The following is a 17986-nucleotide window of genomic DNA, read 5'->3' as shown; positions in this document are numbered from 1 at the left end:
AAATCATTCGTTATGAAAAATTTAATTATCATAATATTTCTAATCATTATTCCATCAAATTCATTTGCACAGAACAATCCTAAAAAAGAGAAAGAAGATTCTGTGATGAAGCCCGAGAAAAATGATGACGGCGAATGGGAATTAACAGTAATCGATACACAGTTTGATTATTTTATGAATGCAGTTGCAAGACCAATCAGTCAATATTCTGAATCTTATTTAAAAAGTAGAAATACAATGTTAGTTACAGAATGGAATTCTTATTTTACATCAGGAAGATACCGTAACATTGTAGAATCATCCATCGATTATGATCCAAGAGAAAATTACGGAATTAAATTTGAGTATAAATTGTATCAAGTTTTCGTCTATGTAAACTGGCAATATAAATTAAAAATGAATGGATTGGGTGGTGCTGATTCCGTAAGATAAAATTCACAAATATTTATTTATTTCTATCAAAATTTTGATTAGTTTTGTTATTCACCAAGCATTGAATCAGATTCAATAAAACTAATAACAAAATACACCATGAAAAACCAATTACTTTTTTTAGCAATTCTGCTAATACCTATTTCTATACAACTTCAAAATAGTTCAATTATCTGAGAACTAAGTACGCACAAAAAGATCAAATGTAATTTTTATTAATTAGAAATTATACAATCTTATTTTATAAAACCTTCATATTTAAATGAAGGCATATCTCCGAATCTTTCAAAATCTGATTTTTGTTACAAAAATTATAATATTTCACGTAATAAATCATGTCTAAAGCTTAACTATAAGAACAGCATAAAATATTCAATAAAAATTTATATTAATTAAAATCATATATAAAATCGAGAAACTATAAAACAAAAATTAAACCTTCAAAACTTATGAAAAAACTTTTCTTAGCATCATTTTTTACACTTTCAGCAATTTCTCTAAGTGCCCAATACAGTCCAACTAACAATTTTTTCTTTAAAAACCTTTATGATATAGAGGTAGACAATTTACCATCAGAACAGGAGCATTATCATATCTCAAGTAAAACATTCAGTAACGGGTTTCGAGGATTAGATATAAAATGGTATGGTGGAATAAATTTAACCGGTACTGGAGGAGACATTTCATTTGCGTCGGCGGGCGGAGCAATGAGATTAGCACCTAATGGTAATTTGGGGATTGGAATTGACAATCCAACAAGAAAACTTTCTTTACAAGGTGACATTTATGCTGTAGGACCTGCTGCGCTGAGTTTTCAAGACGACACAAGATTTACCGTCACATCATCAGATGTATCAACAATCAGTTCTTCAGTAATAATGCCTCATTATGGAATGATGTCTCCTTCTGTTTCAGGAGGTGGAGAACTTTGGATGGCAGGATTCAAAGGTATAAGAATGTTTACGAACGGAGAGGCAATACCTAAATTTTATCTTGCCACAAATGGTAACGCATCTTTACAAGGGAAATTCGAAGCTAAAGAAATAAAAGTAACCCTTACTCCAACTGCTGATTTTGTTTTTGCTGAAAACTATAATCTTCCAAAACTTGAAGATGTGGAAAAACATATTAAAGATAAAAAACATCTACCTGAAATCGCATCCGCCAAACAAATGGAAAAAGAAGGAGTAAATGTTGGAGAATTTCAAATTAAGCTTTTGCAAAAAATTGAAGAGCTTACTCTTTACACAATTGAACAAAATAAAAGAATAAAAGAATTAGAATCTAAAATTAATAAAAACTAAAATTTACTACTATGAAAAAACTATCCAGTTTACTATTTTTACTGATCATTCAAAACGTTTTCTCTCAGTTTTTTACAGCTTCAGGAAATCCTGATCAATATGTTCCTGTTGTATTTAGACCTACAACTCCAGATGGAGGAAATAGAACATTTTTTATTTCTCGTCCAAATATACACGAAGACATTATGTGGAGCGCCCATGGTGTTGTCGCTATTACAGGAATTGGAAATGGTTGGGGATCAAATGGAAACAGTTTAAGTGTAAACAATTTCACCTATGGTACAGAATCTGGAAATGGAACAGCCATAATATCTTTTTTAGGAAGAGTAGTTTGCGCACAGGCCAACAATGATATCGTTGTTTATTTAAGAGGAGGATTAAAATATTATTATGTAAATGCTACACTTATTTCTGATACAGGTTCGCATCAAGATCAAGCAGGTCAAAATCTAAGTACTGTATCGATAAATGATCCACTGTACAACTTACCAAAAGGTTCATATTTTGGCACATTTGATATCAATGCACAGACCTCAAACTTCGCTTCTATCGAAAATGGCAATGTTGGAATAGGAACATCAAAACCTCAATATAAATTAGAGGTAAATGGAAAATCTTCATTTGAAGATAATATGAGAGTTAATGCAAAACTAGAAGCCAAAGAAATAAAAGTAACTCTTACTCCAACTGCAGACTTTGTATTTGCGGAAGATTATGACCTTCCAAAATTAGAAGATGTTGAAAAACATATTAAAGAGAAAAAACATTTACCTGAAATCGCTTCTGCTAAAAAAATGGAAAAAGAAGGAGTGAATGTAGGAGAGTTTCAGATTAAGCTTTTACAAAAGATTGAAGAATTGACTCTTTATACGATTGAGCAAAATAAGCAACTGAAAATTCAAAAAGAAGAAATAGAATTGCTTAAAAAACATATGAATTCTAACAATCAAAAAAATAGATAATCAATGAAAACAAAGATATATCTTCTGCTACTCCTTATAAGCTTGGGAACAAGTTTCTGTCATGCTCAAGGAGAGAATGACAATTGGTATTTTGGAAAAAAAGCTGCTTTAAATTTTTCAAATATTACGACTCCTATCGCTTTAAACAATAGTCAAATGGAGTCCTATGAAGCATGTGGGACAGCAAGTGACGCAAGCGGCAACTTACTGTTTTACTGTAATTCGCAAACCATTTGGAATCGACAACATCAGCCAATGCTTAATGGAACAGGTCTTTTAGGACATCCTTCCGCGCAACAACTTGCAATTGTGAAAAACCCTGCAAATGCAAATCAATATTACGTTTTTATTGCTACCTCAAACAATGGCAATATTAACGCATATAATAAAATTGTATATTCAATTGTTGATATGTCACTAGGCCCATTAGCAAATGGGGTACCACTAGGAGACGTCTTACCAAATTTCAAAAATATACCTGTGACTGACAATATTGGAAATACTTTTGAATCGGAAGCAATCACAATTATTGGTGGCACCAACGCATATTGGGTTCTTATTCCTAACGGAAATAATCTCTACAGTTATAGACTTGATAATACTGGATTTTCTAACGGCAATCCTATTATTAGTAATCTAAATTTTCCGGTTACATTAGGTGCAACACAACTCTTCAGTATTAAAGCATCTCCGAAACTAAACAGTCAAAACTTTTCAAATTATTTATGCGTATCACATTGGCAAGATAATGCGGGTGTAAGTTCTCCGCAAAGTATTAATAGAGTTGTTTCTTTCGATTCTAATTCTGGCTCTATAACCAATGATTATTCCCTTAATGTAAATGCAATTCGAAGTTATCAACCGGAGTTTAATAGCAATGGTTCTGTTTTGTTTTTGGCGCATACATCAATATTTGCAATTGATTTACAAAACTCTACTACCAGTAATGTTAATTCTATGCAAATTTACAATGGTCCACCAGAAAACTGGCAATCTCCTTTTGGCTTCACAACTCTCCAGCGTAATAAGCATGGTAGTATTTATGTAAATAAAATTACCAATGGATTTTTAGGTATTATAAATAATCCTAATGTTTATAGCCCAAATATGAGCGTAACAATGAACTCTCTGAATTTAGGTAATGGAATTGCACAATATGGTCTTCCTCAGTTAATTCCTCAGCTTGAACCTTTTGTGTATTATCCTTGTATTGATGATTTAACATTAACCTCAGAGCCAAACTTAAATTTTAATTATGAAATTGGAACTAAAATAACAACTAAAGATAAATACATTTTAGGTTCTAGGCATAATATTACAATGCAGGCAGGAGAAAGTGTTAATCTTTTACCAGGAACTGATATCCAATACGGAGCTCAATACTACGCTTTTATTGCACCTTGCAGAAAAAAAGAAGCCAAATCAGGACTTACACAAAATAAAAATCAAAAAGGAATGGTTTTAGAATTAGACAAGGAAGAAAGAAGGACTTTAGAAAGACAAATTGATATTTATCCAAATCCTGCATCTACATTCATTAATATAAATTCTGAAAATGAAGACGTTATTTCGTGGGAAGTATTTGACATCTCAGGAAAAAGTATTCTGAAAGGTAGGTCAACTCAAGTAAATGTACAAGGTCTTCCAAAAGCTTCTTATATTTTAAAAATAAATACTAAAAATAAACAAGTAATAAAAAAGGTTATTGTAAAATAAAATAATTCAAGTAACAAAAAAAGGTTCAGAAAATCTCTGAACCTTTTTTATTTAAAATAACTGAAGATTATTTGTTGAATAATTCTTCAACTTTATCCCAATTTACAACATCGAAGAATGCTGTTACATAATCAGGTCTTCTGTTTTGGTAGTTCAAATAGTAAGCGTGCTCCCAAACGTCTAATCCTAAAACCGGAGTTCCTTTTACGTCAGCAACCGGCATTAATGGGTTGTCTTGGTTTGGAGTAGAAGTTACAGAAACAGATCCGTCATCGTTTTTCACTAACCAAGCCCATCCTGAACCAAATCTTGTTTTAGCAGCGTCAGAAAAATCATTTTTGAATTTTTCAAGACCACCATAATTTTCAATAGCAGCTTTTACACTTCCTACAGGCTCTTTGCTTCCTCCCGGAGTTAAAATTTCCCAAAAAAGAGAGTGATTAAAGTGACCCCCACCGTTATTTCTTACCGCTGGTTTTTCAGAACCGTTTTTGCAAACATCCTCGATAGATTGTCCTTCAAGATCAGTTCCTTCAATTGCTTTATTTAAGTTATCAACATACGCTTGGTGATGTTTTGAATGGTGGATTTCCATTGTTTTTGCATCAATTGTTGGCTCTAAAGCTTCGTAAGCATATCCTAATTTTGGTAATTCAAATGACATAAGTTTATTTTTAATGTTATGATTCAAAGTTAGCCAATATTTAAGCCAATATCAAAAATTGCAGATTATTTTAATAAATCTTTAACATTGATAATAACAAATACCTTTTTAACAGTAGATTTTTATTTATTTTTGTTTTTATGATGAAAATATATTTTCTGTTAATTATTTTAATTTTAACGAGCTGTAATTCAGAAGAAAAAATTTCGTCGGAGGAATATTTAGTGATCAATAAAGCAATCGGTCATATTTTGCAACCTTACGGAACGACTTCCACCGATACCGAAGAACTTAATAAGATTGCGCGAGAATATAATATTGATGTTAACCGAATAAGTCAGGAAGATGCAAAAAAAATCAATGAGGTCATCTCAATGAGGAGAGGATATGAATTTGCCCTTGAAGATACCCTTTCCGAAGCCGACAGTAAAAGTGGAAAATTTATGTATGAAATGAAATTCGACAGCATCATTCCAAGCAAAGAAAAATTACCAAAAGCCGTGATGGATAGTTCCATGCTCAGGTTTCCTGAAAATTACACAAGAGTAAAAACTATAAATAATCCTGAAAACTTTTTAGGTAAAATAAAATTAGAACGAGTTATATTCGATAAGTCGAATGAAAAAGCGATGGTCTTTTTTACTAAATGTAAAAAAATGGAGAATAAAGAATGTATATTCGGTACAATCAGCCTCATTAAGACACACAACGAATGGTTTATTCGCCATTAACAAAGCAAAAAGCAGCCAAATCTGACTGCTTTTTTATATTTAAAGTAAAAACTTTTATTTATTCATCGACATCAAGAACTCTTCATTGTTCAAAGTTCCTCTGATGTTTTTGTTAACAAATTCCATTGCCTCAATAGGATTCATTTCTGAAAGATATTTTCTGAAAATCCACATTCTTTGAGAAGTAACTTCATCAAGCAGTAAATCATCTCTCCTTGTACTTGAAGAAACCAAATCGATGGCAGGATAAATTCTTCTGTTGGCAATTTTTCTGTCTAACTGAAGCTCCATGTTTCCGGTACCTTTAAATTCTTCAAAAATAACTTCATCCATTTTAGAACCCGTATCAATTAAAGCAGTTGCAACGATAGTTAAAGAACCACCATTTTCAATTTTTCTCGCAGCTCCGAAGAATCTTTTCGGTTTGTGAAGCGCATTTGCATCAACACCACCAGAAAGCACTTTTCCTGAAGCAGGAGTTACTGTATTGTAAGCTCTTGCCAATCTGGTAATTGAATCTAAAAGAATCACAACATCATGCCCACATTCTACCATTCTCTGAGCTTTTGCCAAAACAAGATTAGCTACTTTCACGTGTTTATCTGCAGCTTCATCAAAAGTTGAAGCAATTACTTCTGCATTCACACTTCTTTCCATGTCGGTAACTTCTTCCGGACGTTCGTCGATCAAAAGAACCATCATATAGACTTCAGGATGATTGGCTGCGATAGAATTTGCAATATCTTTCAGCAACATTGTTTTACCTGTTTTTGGCTGTGCAACGATCATTGCTCTTTGTCCTTTTCCGATTGGTGCAAAAAGATCAACGATTCTTGTTGCTATTGTAGAATTATCTCCGGAAAGATTAAATTTCTCTTCAGGGAATAATGGCGTCAAATATTCAAAAGCAACACGGTCTTTAATGTAAGCTAAATCTCTACCGTTAACTTCAGTTGGTTTTAATAAAGAAAAATATTTTTCACCTTCTTTTGGAAGTCTTACAATTCCTCTTACGGTATCACCGGTTTTTAAACCAAAATTTCTGATTTGTGCCGTTGAAACGTATACATCATCGGGCGAAGAAATATAAGAGAAATCCGACGAACGTAAAAATCCATAATTATCAGGAAGAATCTCTAAAACCCCTTCAATACTAACCATTCCGTCGAAGCTGAACTCTTTTCTCTGCTCCTGTTGCTCCTCTTGTCTTTCAGAATGTTGCTGTTGCTGTCTATTCTGATTCGGATTTTGATTAGGATTATTTTGATTAGAATTCTGATTTTGGTTATTGTTCTGATTTCTATTTTGATTTTGAGAATTTCCACCGTTTTGTTGTGGATGGTTTTGACCTTTTTGATTTGGGTTGTGAGGTTGACCTTGAGGCCTTTTAGGTCTTTCTTCTTTAGCTTGTGCAGGTGCACTTGGCTGAGAATCTGTATTTATAGGAAGTTCTATTGTTCCTTGTGCTTCAATCTCGCTGCTTTTTGCAGGAGGTGAAACTCTTTTTCTTTTTTGTCTGTTTTCTGAAGGAGCAGGCTTTTCTTCAGTCTCACTTTTTGGAGTCTCTGCTTTTACTTCTTCCACAGGCGCTTCTTCTGTTTTGGCAACTTCCGGCTCTGGTGCAGGTTGAGTTTCTTTTACTTCAGTTTCCACTTTAGGTTTTGCTGCAGTCTTCTTTGGAGCAGCTTTCTTTGGAGCTGGCTTTACCACTTTCTCAGCTGGTTTTTCTTCCGCACTTGCGGTAGGTGCTTCTGTGGTATTGAAATAATCTTTTGTAACTTTAGGGTTGGAAGCCTGAAAATCTAAAATAGCGAAAATTTTATCATTATCATTGCTGGTTCTTGCAACCTTAACGCCCAAATCTTTTAGGATTTTAGCCAATTCCGTTACGGATTTTGACCTTAACGTTTCTATGTTAAACATATTTATGTGAAAATGTAATTAGTTGTGAGTAAGAAAAGTAAGTCGGGTGACTTTTGTTTTCAAGTACATTGTATGTTGCAAATCTACACTTATTTTTGAATTGTGCAAAATTTATGTTATTTTTGCTTCTGAATTTGAAATTCTATGTTACAGAGAATACAAACAATATGGATTTTGCTGTCGGTTTTAGCAGCAGCTTTCCTATTTATTACAGGACATGACGTTGATGTTTTCGGAACTTTCCCGATTATTGATGTAGTTTCCATTGTTTTAGTTATAATAGGAGCACTAAGTTTGTTCAGTTTTAAAAACAGAAAAAGACAAATCTTGCTGAATAATATCAGCATTATTATAAACGCTTTGTTGATTGGTGTATTGGTGTATTGGGTACAAAAATTATCCGGAGGAATAGATTTTCCTGAGAAGGGTATTGAGCCAGTTTTCCCATTAATTGCGGTAATTTGTTTGTTTTTGGCAAACATATTTATCAAAAAAGATGAGAGGCTCGTAAAATCTGTAGACAGACTTCGATAGCCTTACAACGATTTTTTGAGTGAGAACAGCTTCCTTTTTGGGAGCTGTTTTTTTTATTTACCCAAAGATCTCACAGCTTTACACAGATGATTGAAAATAAATGAGTACAATTATTTTCTTTGTATTACTTATTTAAACGAAGTGCCTTTGTTTATCTTAAAATAATTTCCTTTTCAAAAAAGACCTTGCTTTAGCCTTGTAATAATTAAACGCAAAGAAAGACTATGAAAATTAATTAATGTTATGAAAATAAGATAAACAAAGGCGTTTCACTTATTTCCGAAATGCAAAATGTACAAAAAGTTATTAATTTATTTAGATATTTGCAACATTTCATTTAAATCTGCGACTATTCAATTAATATTAAATCAAAGAAATAATACATTCTAAATATGAAAAGACTAATCTATCTTTCCCTATCATTTTTCGCAACTTCTGCTTTTGCACAGGACGTTTCGGAAGAGAGAGTAAAAACCGTGATCTCAACTTTAGCTTCAGATGAAATGAAAGGCAGAGAAATAGGAACTCCAGAAAATGACAAAGCTGCAGAATATATCGCAAAACTTTTCAAGGAAAATAATCTGGAATACTGCACAGGAAAATCTTACTTAGTTCCATTTGATTATCAAGGAAAAACCGCTTACAATGTTTGTGGGATTAAAAAAGGTAAATCAGAGAAAATATTAGGATTTTCAGGACACTTTGACCATGTAGGAACTACTGAAAAATCTGGAGACAATATTTACAACGGAGCAGATGACGATGCAAGCGGAATTACAACTTTGGTAGGAATTGCCGATTATTTTAAAAATAAAAAACCTGAATTCTCAATGCTTTTTATGGCATTTAATGGAGAGGAAAAAGGAATGTTGGGTTCGATTGCTATTTCTGAGGACAAAAAATTAGACCCTATTTATAAAAACCTTTCAGCTTTATTCAATTTTGAAATGGTTGCTACAGAATCAGAATTTGGGGAAAATACCGTCTTTATTACCGGCGACGAATTTTCTGATCTTGATGAACTGTTTAATCAAAATGCAGTTAACGGTTTAAAAATTCATCCTGATCCTTATGCAAAACAGCAATTGTTCTATCGGTCTGATAATGTAAGTTTTGTAAAGAAAAAAATAATTGCCCATTCTATTTCCACTGCAGACATGAGCAAAATCAAGCATTATCATCAGGTAAACGATGATATGAGCATTGTAAATTCAGAAAATATGACGCAGATTATCAATAATTTTGCGAAGACTTTGGAGAAATTAAGCACGAAAAACTTTAATCCTAAGTATAATGATAAAGTAAAATTCAATTAAGAACGTCTTATCATTATATTTTAATTAATTTTGCTATCCAATTTTATTGAATGAACGAATATAAAAAAATACTAAAATTCGCAAGACCACACCAGAAATACATCTATGGAAGTTTATTCTTCAATTTAATGTATTCTCTGTTTCAAATTGCTTCATTAGGAACAATTTTGCCGGTTTTGGGAATGCTTTTTGGCACAATCAAACGAGAACAGTTCCAATCTGCTCCAGTATATTCCGGAGATCTTATAGATTTATTTTCTTATTTAAAGAAATATTCTAATTACTACATTCAAACTTTAGTTGATGATTATGGTACTTTGAATGTTTTGGCCTGGCTTTGTGTAATTACAGCATTCATGTTTTTACTGAGAAACCTTTTCAGATACTTAGGTTCTTATCTTTTGATCAATTATCGTGTAGGTGTTACTAAAGACCTTCGTGGAGCCATGTATCGTAAAGTTTTAGCATTGCCTGTTTCTTTTTTTACAGAAAGCAGAAAAGGTGATATGATGTCTCGTATGTCAAATGACGTAGGCGAAGTAGAAGGAAATATTCTTGGGAGTTTGGTAGATTTAATCAACGCTCCGTTTATGTTAATCAGTACACTGATCAGTCTTTTCTGGTTGAGTTCTGAATTAACGCTTTTTTCTCTTTTGGTTTTACCGGTAATGGGAACAATGATTGCTTTAATCGGGAAAAGTCTTAAAAAAGATTCTCACGAAGCTCAGCACGAAATGGGAACCATCTTCTCTATTGTTGATGAAACCTTGAAATCATCCAAAGTTATTAAGATTTTCAGTGCTGAGAAAATCATGGACAACCGTTTTATGAGCTCCATGCAGAAATGGATTAACAGCTCAATCAGATTAGGCAGAAAAAAAGAATTGGCTTCGCCAATAAGCGAATTTTTAGGTTCTGTTACCTTCTTAATCATCGCTTGGTACGGTGGAAAACAAATTATCGTAGATCAAAGTATTGCTCCGGAAGATTTTCTGGTATTTTTAGGAATGTTCTTCCAGATTTTACCTCCGGTAAAAAGTTTGTCATCTTCTATTTCTAATGTTCAGAAAGGAGAAGCTTCTTTACACAGAGTTTTAGAAATTCTTGATGCTGATGTGAAAATTGAGGAAGTTGCAGAACCGGTTTCAATTTCTACTTTAAACAATCATATTGAATTCAAAGACATTGGTTTCTATTACGATAAATCTAATTTAATTCTAAAAAACTTTAGCCTTACCATTCCAAAAGGGAAAACGGTGGCTTTAGTCGGACAAAGTGGAAGCGGAAAAACAACAATTGCCAATTTATTAGCAAGATTTTATGATGTTTCTGAAGGTCAGATTCTAATTGACGATACCGACATTAAACATTTAAAAATCAGCGAGTACAGAAAACTCCTTGGAATGGTTACTCAGGAATCTGTACTGTTTAACGACACCGTTTACAACAATATCTTGATGGGTAAACCAGAAGCGACAAGAGATGAAGTAATTGCTGCTGCAAAAATTGCAAACGCAGATTTATTTATCAGCCAGCTTCCGAATGGTTACGAAACCAACATCGGAGACGATGGAGGAAAACTTTCAGGAGGACAAAAGCAGAGAGTTTCTATCGCTAGAGCGGTTCTGAAAAACCCACCGATTATGATTTTGGATGAAGCAACTTCTGCTTTGGATACAGAATCTGAGAAATTCGTACAAGATGCCCTTGAAAAAATGATGGAGAACCGTACTTCTTTAGTAATTGCACACAGACTTTCAACCATTCAGAAAGCAGACTGGATTGTGGTAATGGAAAAAGGTGACATTGTAGAACAAGGAAGCCACCAGGATTTAATGGCAAAAAGAGGCACTTATCATAAATTGGTAGAGCTTCAGAACTTTGACTAAAAATATTTTAAATTTAATTTAAAATGAATCCCATACAAGAGTACTTCTACAGAATCGATGAGCCTGAAAGAAGTACTCTTTTGTTTTTAAGAAAGAAAATCTTAGAATCTGATCCCGAAAACATCACAGAAACTTTAAGCTTCGGACTTCCGTTTTTTAAGTTTAAAAAGAAGATGCTGTGCTACCTTTACTACAGCAAAAAACATAAAAAGCACTACATCAGCTTTTATCACGGTGATCGATTAGATCATCCTTTGCTTATCAGTGAAGGCAGAAAGAAGTTTAAAATCCTTTTAATTGATGAAAATGAGGATTTGCCCGTCGAATTGATTTTAAACTTGATAACCGAGGTAAAACAGCACATCAAATAAAAAAAGAGAAACCAATTGGCTTCTCTTTTTCTGTTATAATGAATGTTTAAATTACTTTTTAATGATCTTGTGCTTAAACTGAGTTCCACCTTCCAGTGTAATATCCAGCAAATAATTCCCTGATGGATACGCTGAGAAATCAATTTTTGAATCTTTAGTTTCATTCAGTCTTCTTCCGTCAAGCGAATAAATAATCACGTTTCTTACTTTTTTGTCTGATTTAATGTTCACAAAGTCCGCTGTAGGATTTGGATATACCGAAACATCAACCGTAGAAACATCTTTCACAGACAACAACTGATTGTTACTCTGCATATAAATAGAAAGCACCACTCTTCCGTCCTGACCATTAAAAACAGCAGCAGGAACCTCATATTTTAAAGTATGACTTCCGCCTGAAAGGGTAAGTGCAGTGAAGCTTCTGATAGGCACAGAATCTCCAGGACACCAGTTGTTCCAAGACATCCACCAAAGAGAACTCTGCGCATTGGTTCCATATATTCCGTTTCCTTGTGTGTTGTACATTCTGTAAGGCTCACAAGATTTACCTCCCGGAGTAAAAGTTAAAACCGGATTATTATCTAAAGAAACAAAGTTCTGTCTTCTTACATATTCTTCACCTCCAGAATTGGCACCGTGGGGCGTGGAAATAATGAAAAATTTAGCATTGCCTGTACTTTGGTTTAAATTAAAATTTACCAATCTTACAGTTTGCCCAGGTTCATCTGTACTGTTATAATTATTCAGTTCATTTGAATCTAGTAATGGAAGCAAATTGTTGTACGGGTTTGTTATCGTAGGATCATTTGAAGTAACAAAATCAAGCGTTCCGGCAAAGACATCATTTCTTCCCGAGCAACCTGCAACTTGCGTATTTGCAGCATAAGGAACTCCAAAAACATCTAGCTCTACATACATATCGTAGGTATTTCTTAAAGCCGTATTGCTGAAAACAGAATACAAATTGTCTACTTCATAAGTATAAGGAACAGAAGTCGGAGAAATATTCTTATTCATGAATGGTGTAATATACCTTCCGATTTCAATTCTTTTCACTCCTGTATCACTTAATGTATAAGTCGGCTGGTTTTTCGGAACTAAGGCAAGATGTACCCCACCAATTCTATCGTAATTATCACACAGTGCACCGATAGAGACATTCATTGTAATTTTATTTTGGAAAGAATTCAGTTCCGCATCAGTCAGTTTTTTAGCATATCTGTAATTGGCAAGTCTGATGGTATTCGCAGGAACAGGATTGGAAACATTCGATGCGTATCCGTCATAAAAAACGATTTGAGAAAATACATTGATGTTGGTTTGAGCATACATTTTAAATAGTCCGGTAAAGACCATTAAAGGAAGTAGAATTTTTTTCATTTAAAAAATTAGATTTTAGATTTCACATCAAATCTACAAATTAAAATCACAATTATCACACATAAAGTATTAAATGAGTATCGAAACAACAACAAATCATAAATATCAATAAATTTTAATTAAATTAACCAGAATAAAAATCATCTTGCTATCCTCTTTTAGTATTAAATAAAATGCTTTTTACAAACATTATTCTAGAACCTACGCAACATTTATTCAAAACATAAGCATAAGTTACTCAACTCTTGCGCATAAGTTCACCAACTCTTGCGCAGAAGTTCCCTAACTCTTGCGCATCACCAATGATTGGTTTAAAAGAAATTATTAAACATAAAAAAGACTGCTTCTTTGAAACAGTCTCAGATAATTATTTAAATGAAATATTAATCTCTCATTTTGGCGATTACATCGATTCCGCCTTTTGTTTTATCACCAATTTTACAAACGATTTCGGTGTCTAAAGGAAGGAAAATATCCATTCTTGAACCAAATTTAATAAAACCGAATTCATGTCCTGCTTTCGCAGCATCGCCTTCATTACAATAGAAAACAATTCTTCTCGCCACATAACCTGCAATCTGTCTGAAAACCACTTTATGATTCGTTAAACTTTCTACAGCAACCGTCGTTCTTTCGTTTTCAGTAGAAGATTTTTCGTGCCATGCAACCAAATATTTTCCAGGATGGTATTTCTTATAAATTACATTCCCAGAAACCGGATATCTACAAATGTGAACATTTAAAGGAGACATAAAGATAGAAACCTGAATTGCTTTTCCTTTAATAAACTCATCCTCTTCTACTTCTTTTATCATGACAACCTTTCCGTCTACCGGAGCGATTACGTTTTCCACATGATCTAAAACATCACGATTCGGAACTCTAAAGAACCAAAATACCAGACCGTAGATTACCAATAACGGGATAATGATCAGTAAAGACCACATTTCAAGGAAATAAATAGACGCCGCTGCAATCAGGGCAAAAAGTATCGTTGCGACGGTAATCGTTCCTTTCGATTCTTTATGTAGTTTCATAACAGGATATTAAATGTTTTTGCTGTATTGAAAGCTTCGATTAGCATTCTTCACAACTCTTTTATAGGTTTAAATAAATTTTGATAAAATAAAGTACAAATATACAACAGGAACGCAAATTAAAAAACTATCAAGTCTGTCTAATACCCCACCGTGCCCCGGAATGATATTCCCGCTGTCTTTCACTCCGAAATTTCTCTTCAATTGGCTTTCAACCAAATCTCCTAAAGGTGCAAATGCAGCAATCAGAAAACCTACAATCATCCAGTTTCCACGAAGCTGCGGTTGATATTGTTCCACAAAATATGAAAGTACCAATGTTAAAACAACTCCACCAATATAGCCTTCCCAAGTTTTTTTAGGTGAAATTGTAGGTGCCATTTTATGTTTTCCGAAGAACTTCCCAACCAAATAAGCAAACGTATCACTGCTCCAAATCAAAATGAATAAGAAGATAACCTCAAGTGAAAAAGTATTGTCAATAGAAGAAAATTTAGGCAAACCTAAAGCAAATGAAAACGGTAAAGCCACGTAGATTACTGTGAAAATAAGCTTTCCGCTGTCTATGTATAATTCGTTTGAAAATTTAAATAACGTAACGACGGCAATCACTGTAAGAGAAAGCGCCAATATTTCCCATAATCTGAAGTCGAAATAAAACCCATGCTGAAAATATCTTTTTGAAAAGAGATAAAAAACAAATATGACCAAAGGAAAGACAATCCATTTTTCATAACCATTCCCGAACTTCATGATCTTCATACATTCCCAAGTTCCGACCAATAGTAACAATGTGATTAAACCATAATAAAGATATTGTTGCTGAACGAGTTGCGGAGAAACCGAGTCTAGCAATTGTGCACCAAAAGGTGTCGCACAAAGAAATATAACGGCTACATAAACCAGCCCTGAAATTGTTCTCTGAATAAGATTTTTGTCCAAAATTTAAAATTTAGAAAGCGAGGCTAATCTTCTATTAAAAGTAAGAAAAGCTTCGTATTATTGTTTGTAGCAGGATCCAGCTTAGAGTGGTTTCCGCTGATTGAAGTAAGGTTTTTGATGTTTCCCGTACGTTTAATCTTACCCATTGCATCGTTCAGATTATTCACAATCTGAGAGACATTTGCCATGATGATAATTTTACCCGGAAGTCTAGAAGAATGATAATGCAGGATATTATTATGCGAAAGCATGATTCTGCCATCATACGCAATAAGGTATTCGCAAGTGATAAAAGCGGCATCATTATTAGATTCTAACTGAGGACTGTGATTGACTTTAACAACATTTAAAAATCCCTCAAGATCTTTGTCACAACAAAACACAGAATTAATACCCTCGATTTTTAAAATCTGGTTTAAGGTCTGCAGTGCCTCTGCTTCATCTGCACAATAGTTGAAAAAGCCTCCCGAATGCGTAAATAATTGCGCAAACTTATAATCGAGATCTGCATTTTTCAGCGAATCTCCAAGCTTTTCCAGACTTTGCTTCTCATCATCTTCAGGCTGGTTGGTAAGTTTGCTTACAATTCTTTTAAATAAACTCAACTTAGTATATTTTTAGTCAACTTCATACAAAAATAGAAAATATAATTATAATTAATCTAAAAATATAGTTTTAAATAACAAAAACCCGGCAAATTAGCACTTGTCGGGTTTTATATTTAAAATACAGATATAAAAATACAGATATAAATCTAGATTTGTGTCGGACTTTCCGGAGCCTGAATTTCTCCTTCTTTAATATCCTGATCGTTGCCTTTTTCTTCTTCTTTTTCAAGAATAGGAATAATGGTATTGGTAACAGGTTTTTCTGTCAATTCAGGATCCCAAGCTCTTTTACCGAAAATATCTTCAAGGTCTTCACGGAAGATTACTTCTTTCTCCAGCAATTTATTGGCTAAAGCATTCAGTTTATCTTTATTTTCAGTAAGAATTCTTACTGCTCTTTCGTATTGGTTTTCAATAATACCTTTGATTTCTGCATCGATTTTAGAAGCCGTTGCTTCAGAATAAGGTTTCCCAAAACTATATTCAGACTGACCTGAACTGTCGTAGTAAGAAATATTACCAATATTAGGACTTAAACCATAAATAGTAACCATTGCCTGTGCTCTTTTCGTTACTGTTTCAAGATCAGAAAGCGCACCTGTAGAGATATTATCGAATACTACCTGTTCTGCTGCTCTACCTCCCAAAGTAGCACACATCTCGTCCAACATCTGTTCAGTCGTCGTCAACTGTCTTTCTTCAGGAAGATACCACGCTGCTCCCAAAGATCTTCCTCTTGGAACAATCGTTACTTTTAGAAGTGGTGAAGCGTGCTCTACCAACCATGAAATTGTAGCGTGACCTGCTTCATGGAAAGCAACTCTCCTTTTTTCAGATGGCTTAATTGCCATATTTTTCTTTTCAAGACCACCGATAATTCTGTCTACGGCATCAAGGAAATCTTGTTTATTTACAGATTCATGGCTATTTCTAGCTGCAATTAATGCCGCTTCATTACAAACATTTGCAATATCTGCTCCACTGAAACCAGGCGTCTGTTTCGCCAAGAAATCTCTGTCTACCGTGTCATCAAGTTTAATTTTCTTTAAATGAACATCAAAAATCTCTCTTCTTTCGTGTAATTCCGGAAGATCTACATAAACTGAACGGTCAAAACGGCCAGCTCTCATTAATGCTTTATCTAAAATATCAGCTCTGTTGGTTGCCGCCATAACGATAACGTTCACATCGGTACCAAAACCATCCATTTCTGTAAGAAGTTGGTTAAGGGTATTTTCTCTTTCGTCGTTACCACCTGAGAAATTGTTTTTTCCTCTTGCTCTACCAATCGCATCAATCTCATCAATAAAGATAATTGCCGGAGATTTTGCTCTTGCCTGCGCAAACAAATCTCTTACTCTTGAAGCTCCTACCCCAACAAACATTTCAACAAAATCTGAACCTGAAAGTGAGAAAAACGGAACTTTAGCTTCACCTGCTACAGCTTTTGCCAATAAGGTTTTACCAGTTCCCGGAGGGCCTACTAAAAGTACTCCTTTAGGTATTTTACCTCCTAATTTTGTGTATTTTTCAGAGTTTTTCAAGAAATCTACAACTTCCTGTACTTCTTCTTTTGCTCCTTCCAAACCTGCAACATCTTTAAATGTTACCTGAATTTTTTCTTTTTCGTCAAAAAGTTTAGCTTTAGACTTCCCGATTGAGAAAATTTGTCCTCCAGGACCGCCTCCACTTCCCATTTTTCTGAAAAGAATAAAATAGAAAAGACCAAGAATAGTAATCCAGATTAAAGCCTGAATAAGAATACTCATTAACGGGCTTTCTCCTTCAGCATAATCTTTACTTGTTTTTAAGGCAGGATTTTCTGCTTTAAGTGTTTCAAAATTCTTTAAGAATAATTGTAAATCACCGTATTTCAGTGTGTAATCTGCTTTTGGAGTCATTCCCAGTGAAGAGAATGGGTTTGGACTTTTTTCCTGCGTCTGTACAGTAGCTGTTTTTGCCTCTTTCGTTAAATAAACCTCAGCATTTTGTTTCTGTTTATCAATCAGTACTTTCTGAATTTTCCCAGCCTGCATTTCTTTGAAGAATGTATCTTCATCAATTGATTTTGCAGTGTTGTCGCCTAAAGAATTAGCTACAAAAAATAGCACAAGTGCTATAATCATGATGGGGAAAAACCAGTTAAATCCTTTATTATTCATTTATATTTTTTAAAA

General features: G+C 33.8%; 16 protein-coding genes. 9 read left to right on the top strand and 7 right to left on the bottom strand.

All coding sequences use genetic code 11. The features are described 5' to 3' along the window. The first annotated feature begins 12 nt into the window (after positions 1-12). From OEA66_RS14530 to OEA66_RS14515, 4 genes are all read left to right on the top strand, one after another. Positions 13-432 carry a DUF6146 family protein gene (locus OEA66_RS14530; protein WP_267282066.1) on the top strand — a complete coding sequence of 140 codons (420 nt, stop codon included), beginning with the start codon at positions 13-15 and terminating at the stop codon, positions 430-432. A gap of 449 nt (positions 433-881) precedes the next feature. Next, a complete protein-coding gene (locus OEA66_RS14525; protein ID WP_267282065.1) occupies positions 882-1736 on the top strand; it encodes a hypothetical protein in 855 nt (284 codons plus the stop codon). Between the two features lie 11 nt (positions 1737-1747). Continuing rightward, complete coding sequence (locus tag OEA66_RS14520) at positions 1748-2698, top strand: hypothetical protein (protein ID WP_267282064.1); 951 nt, start codon at positions 1748-1750, stop codon at positions 2696-2698. Positions 2699-2701: 3 nt separating this feature from the next. Next, the gene (locus tag OEA66_RS14515; protein WP_267282063.1) at positions 2702-4414 is read left to right on the top strand and encodes a T9SS type A sorting domain-containing protein; all 1713 of its coding nucleotides are present in this window, start codon (positions 2702-2704) and stop codon (positions 4412-4414) included. A 67-nt stretch (positions 4415-4481) separates the two neighbouring features. Here OEA66_RS14515 and OEA66_RS14510 read toward each other — a convergent pair whose 3' ends face one another. Continuing rightward, on the bottom strand, positions 4482-5078 hold the full coding sequence (locus OEA66_RS14510) for a superoxide dismutase (protein ID WP_267282062.1): 597 nt from the start codon (positions 5076-5078) through the stop codon (positions 4482-4484). A 140-nt stretch (positions 5079-5218) separates the two neighbouring features. On the opposite strand from OEA66_RS14510, the gene OEA66_RS14505 reads away from it, so the two are divergent. Further along, complete coding sequence (locus tag OEA66_RS14505; protein WP_267282061.1) at positions 5219-5809, top strand: hypothetical protein; 591 nt, start codon at positions 5219-5221, stop codon at positions 5807-5809. 54 nt (positions 5810-5863) lie between these two features. Here OEA66_RS14505 and rho read toward each other — a convergent pair whose 3' ends face one another. Further along, the gene (gene rho, locus OEA66_RS14500; protein ID WP_267282060.1) at positions 5864-7732 is read right to left on the bottom strand and encodes a transcription termination factor Rho; all 1869 of its coding nucleotides are present in this window, start codon (positions 7730-7732) and stop codon (positions 5864-5866) included. A gap of 144 nt (positions 7733-7876) precedes the next feature. Here rho and OEA66_RS14495 point away from each other — a divergent pair, with 144 nt between their 5' ends. The 4 genes from OEA66_RS14495 to OEA66_RS14480 all read left to right on the top strand — a co-directional run bounded on the left by OEA66_RS14495 (position 7877) and on the right by OEA66_RS14480 (position 11842). Further along, positions 7877-8266 (top strand): DUF4293 family protein, encoded by a 390-nt coding sequence (locus tag OEA66_RS14495; protein ID WP_267282059.1) that lies wholly within the window; start codon positions 7877-7879, stop codon positions 8264-8266. 392 nt (positions 8267-8658) lie between these two features. Then, on the top strand, positions 8659-9582 hold the full coding sequence (locus OEA66_RS14490) for a M28 family peptidase (RefSeq protein WP_267282058.1): 924 nt from the start codon (positions 8659-8661) through the stop codon (positions 9580-9582). A 50-nt stretch (positions 9583-9632) separates the two neighbouring features. Then, a complete protein-coding gene (locus OEA66_RS14485; protein ID WP_267282057.1) occupies positions 9633-11471 on the top strand; it encodes an ABC transporter ATP-binding protein in 1839 nt (612 codons plus the stop codon). A gap of 23 nt (positions 11472-11494) precedes the next feature. After that, positions 11495-11842 (top strand): DUF1801 domain-containing protein, encoded by a 348-nt coding sequence (locus tag OEA66_RS14480; RefSeq protein WP_267282056.1) that lies wholly within the window; start codon positions 11495-11497, stop codon positions 11840-11842. Positions 11843-11893: 51 nt separating this feature from the next. Here OEA66_RS14480 and OEA66_RS14475 read toward each other — a convergent pair whose 3' ends face one another. The 5 genes from OEA66_RS14475 to ftsH all read right to left on the bottom strand — a co-directional run bounded on the left by OEA66_RS14475 (position 11894) and on the right by ftsH (position 17971). Continuing rightward, a complete protein-coding gene (locus tag OEA66_RS14475; protein WP_267282055.1) occupies positions 11894-13222 on the bottom strand; it encodes a peptide-N-glycosidase F-related protein in 1329 nt (442 codons plus the stop codon). Positions 13223-13605: 383 nt separating this feature from the next. Continuing rightward, positions 13606-14259: a phosphatidylserine decarboxylase family protein gene (locus OEA66_RS14470; RefSeq protein ID WP_267282054.1), complete on the bottom strand. Its 654-nt coding sequence runs from the start codon at positions 14257-14259 to the stop codon at positions 13606-13608. Positions 14260-14328: 69 nt separating this feature from the next. Beyond that, positions 14329-15201, bottom strand: coding sequence for a phosphatidate cytidylyltransferase (locus OEA66_RS14465; protein ID WP_267282053.1), 873 nt, complete (start codon positions 15199-15201; stop codon positions 14329-14331). 23 nt (positions 15202-15224) lie between these two features. Further along, a complete protein-coding gene (locus tag OEA66_RS14460) occupies positions 15225-15806 on the bottom strand; it encodes an LUD domain-containing protein (RefSeq protein ID WP_267282052.1) in 582 nt (193 codons plus the stop codon). A 149-nt stretch (positions 15807-15955) separates the two neighbouring features. After that, positions 15956-17971, bottom strand: a complete 2016-nt coding sequence (ftsH, locus tag OEA66_RS14455) for an ATP-dependent zinc metalloprotease FtsH (protein ID WP_267282051.1) — start codon at positions 17969-17971, stop codon at positions 15956-15958. Positions 17972-17986: the final 15 nt, after the last annotated feature.

It is taken from the genome of Chryseobacterium luquanense (assembly GCF_026460945.1).
Classification (GTDB): domain Bacteria; phylum Bacteroidota; class Bacteroidia; order Flavobacteriales; family Weeksellaceae; genus Chryseobacterium; species Chryseobacterium luquanense.
The sequence above is the reverse complement of the archived record's forward strand: the minus strand, read 5'-3'. Positions and strand labels throughout refer to the sequence as shown.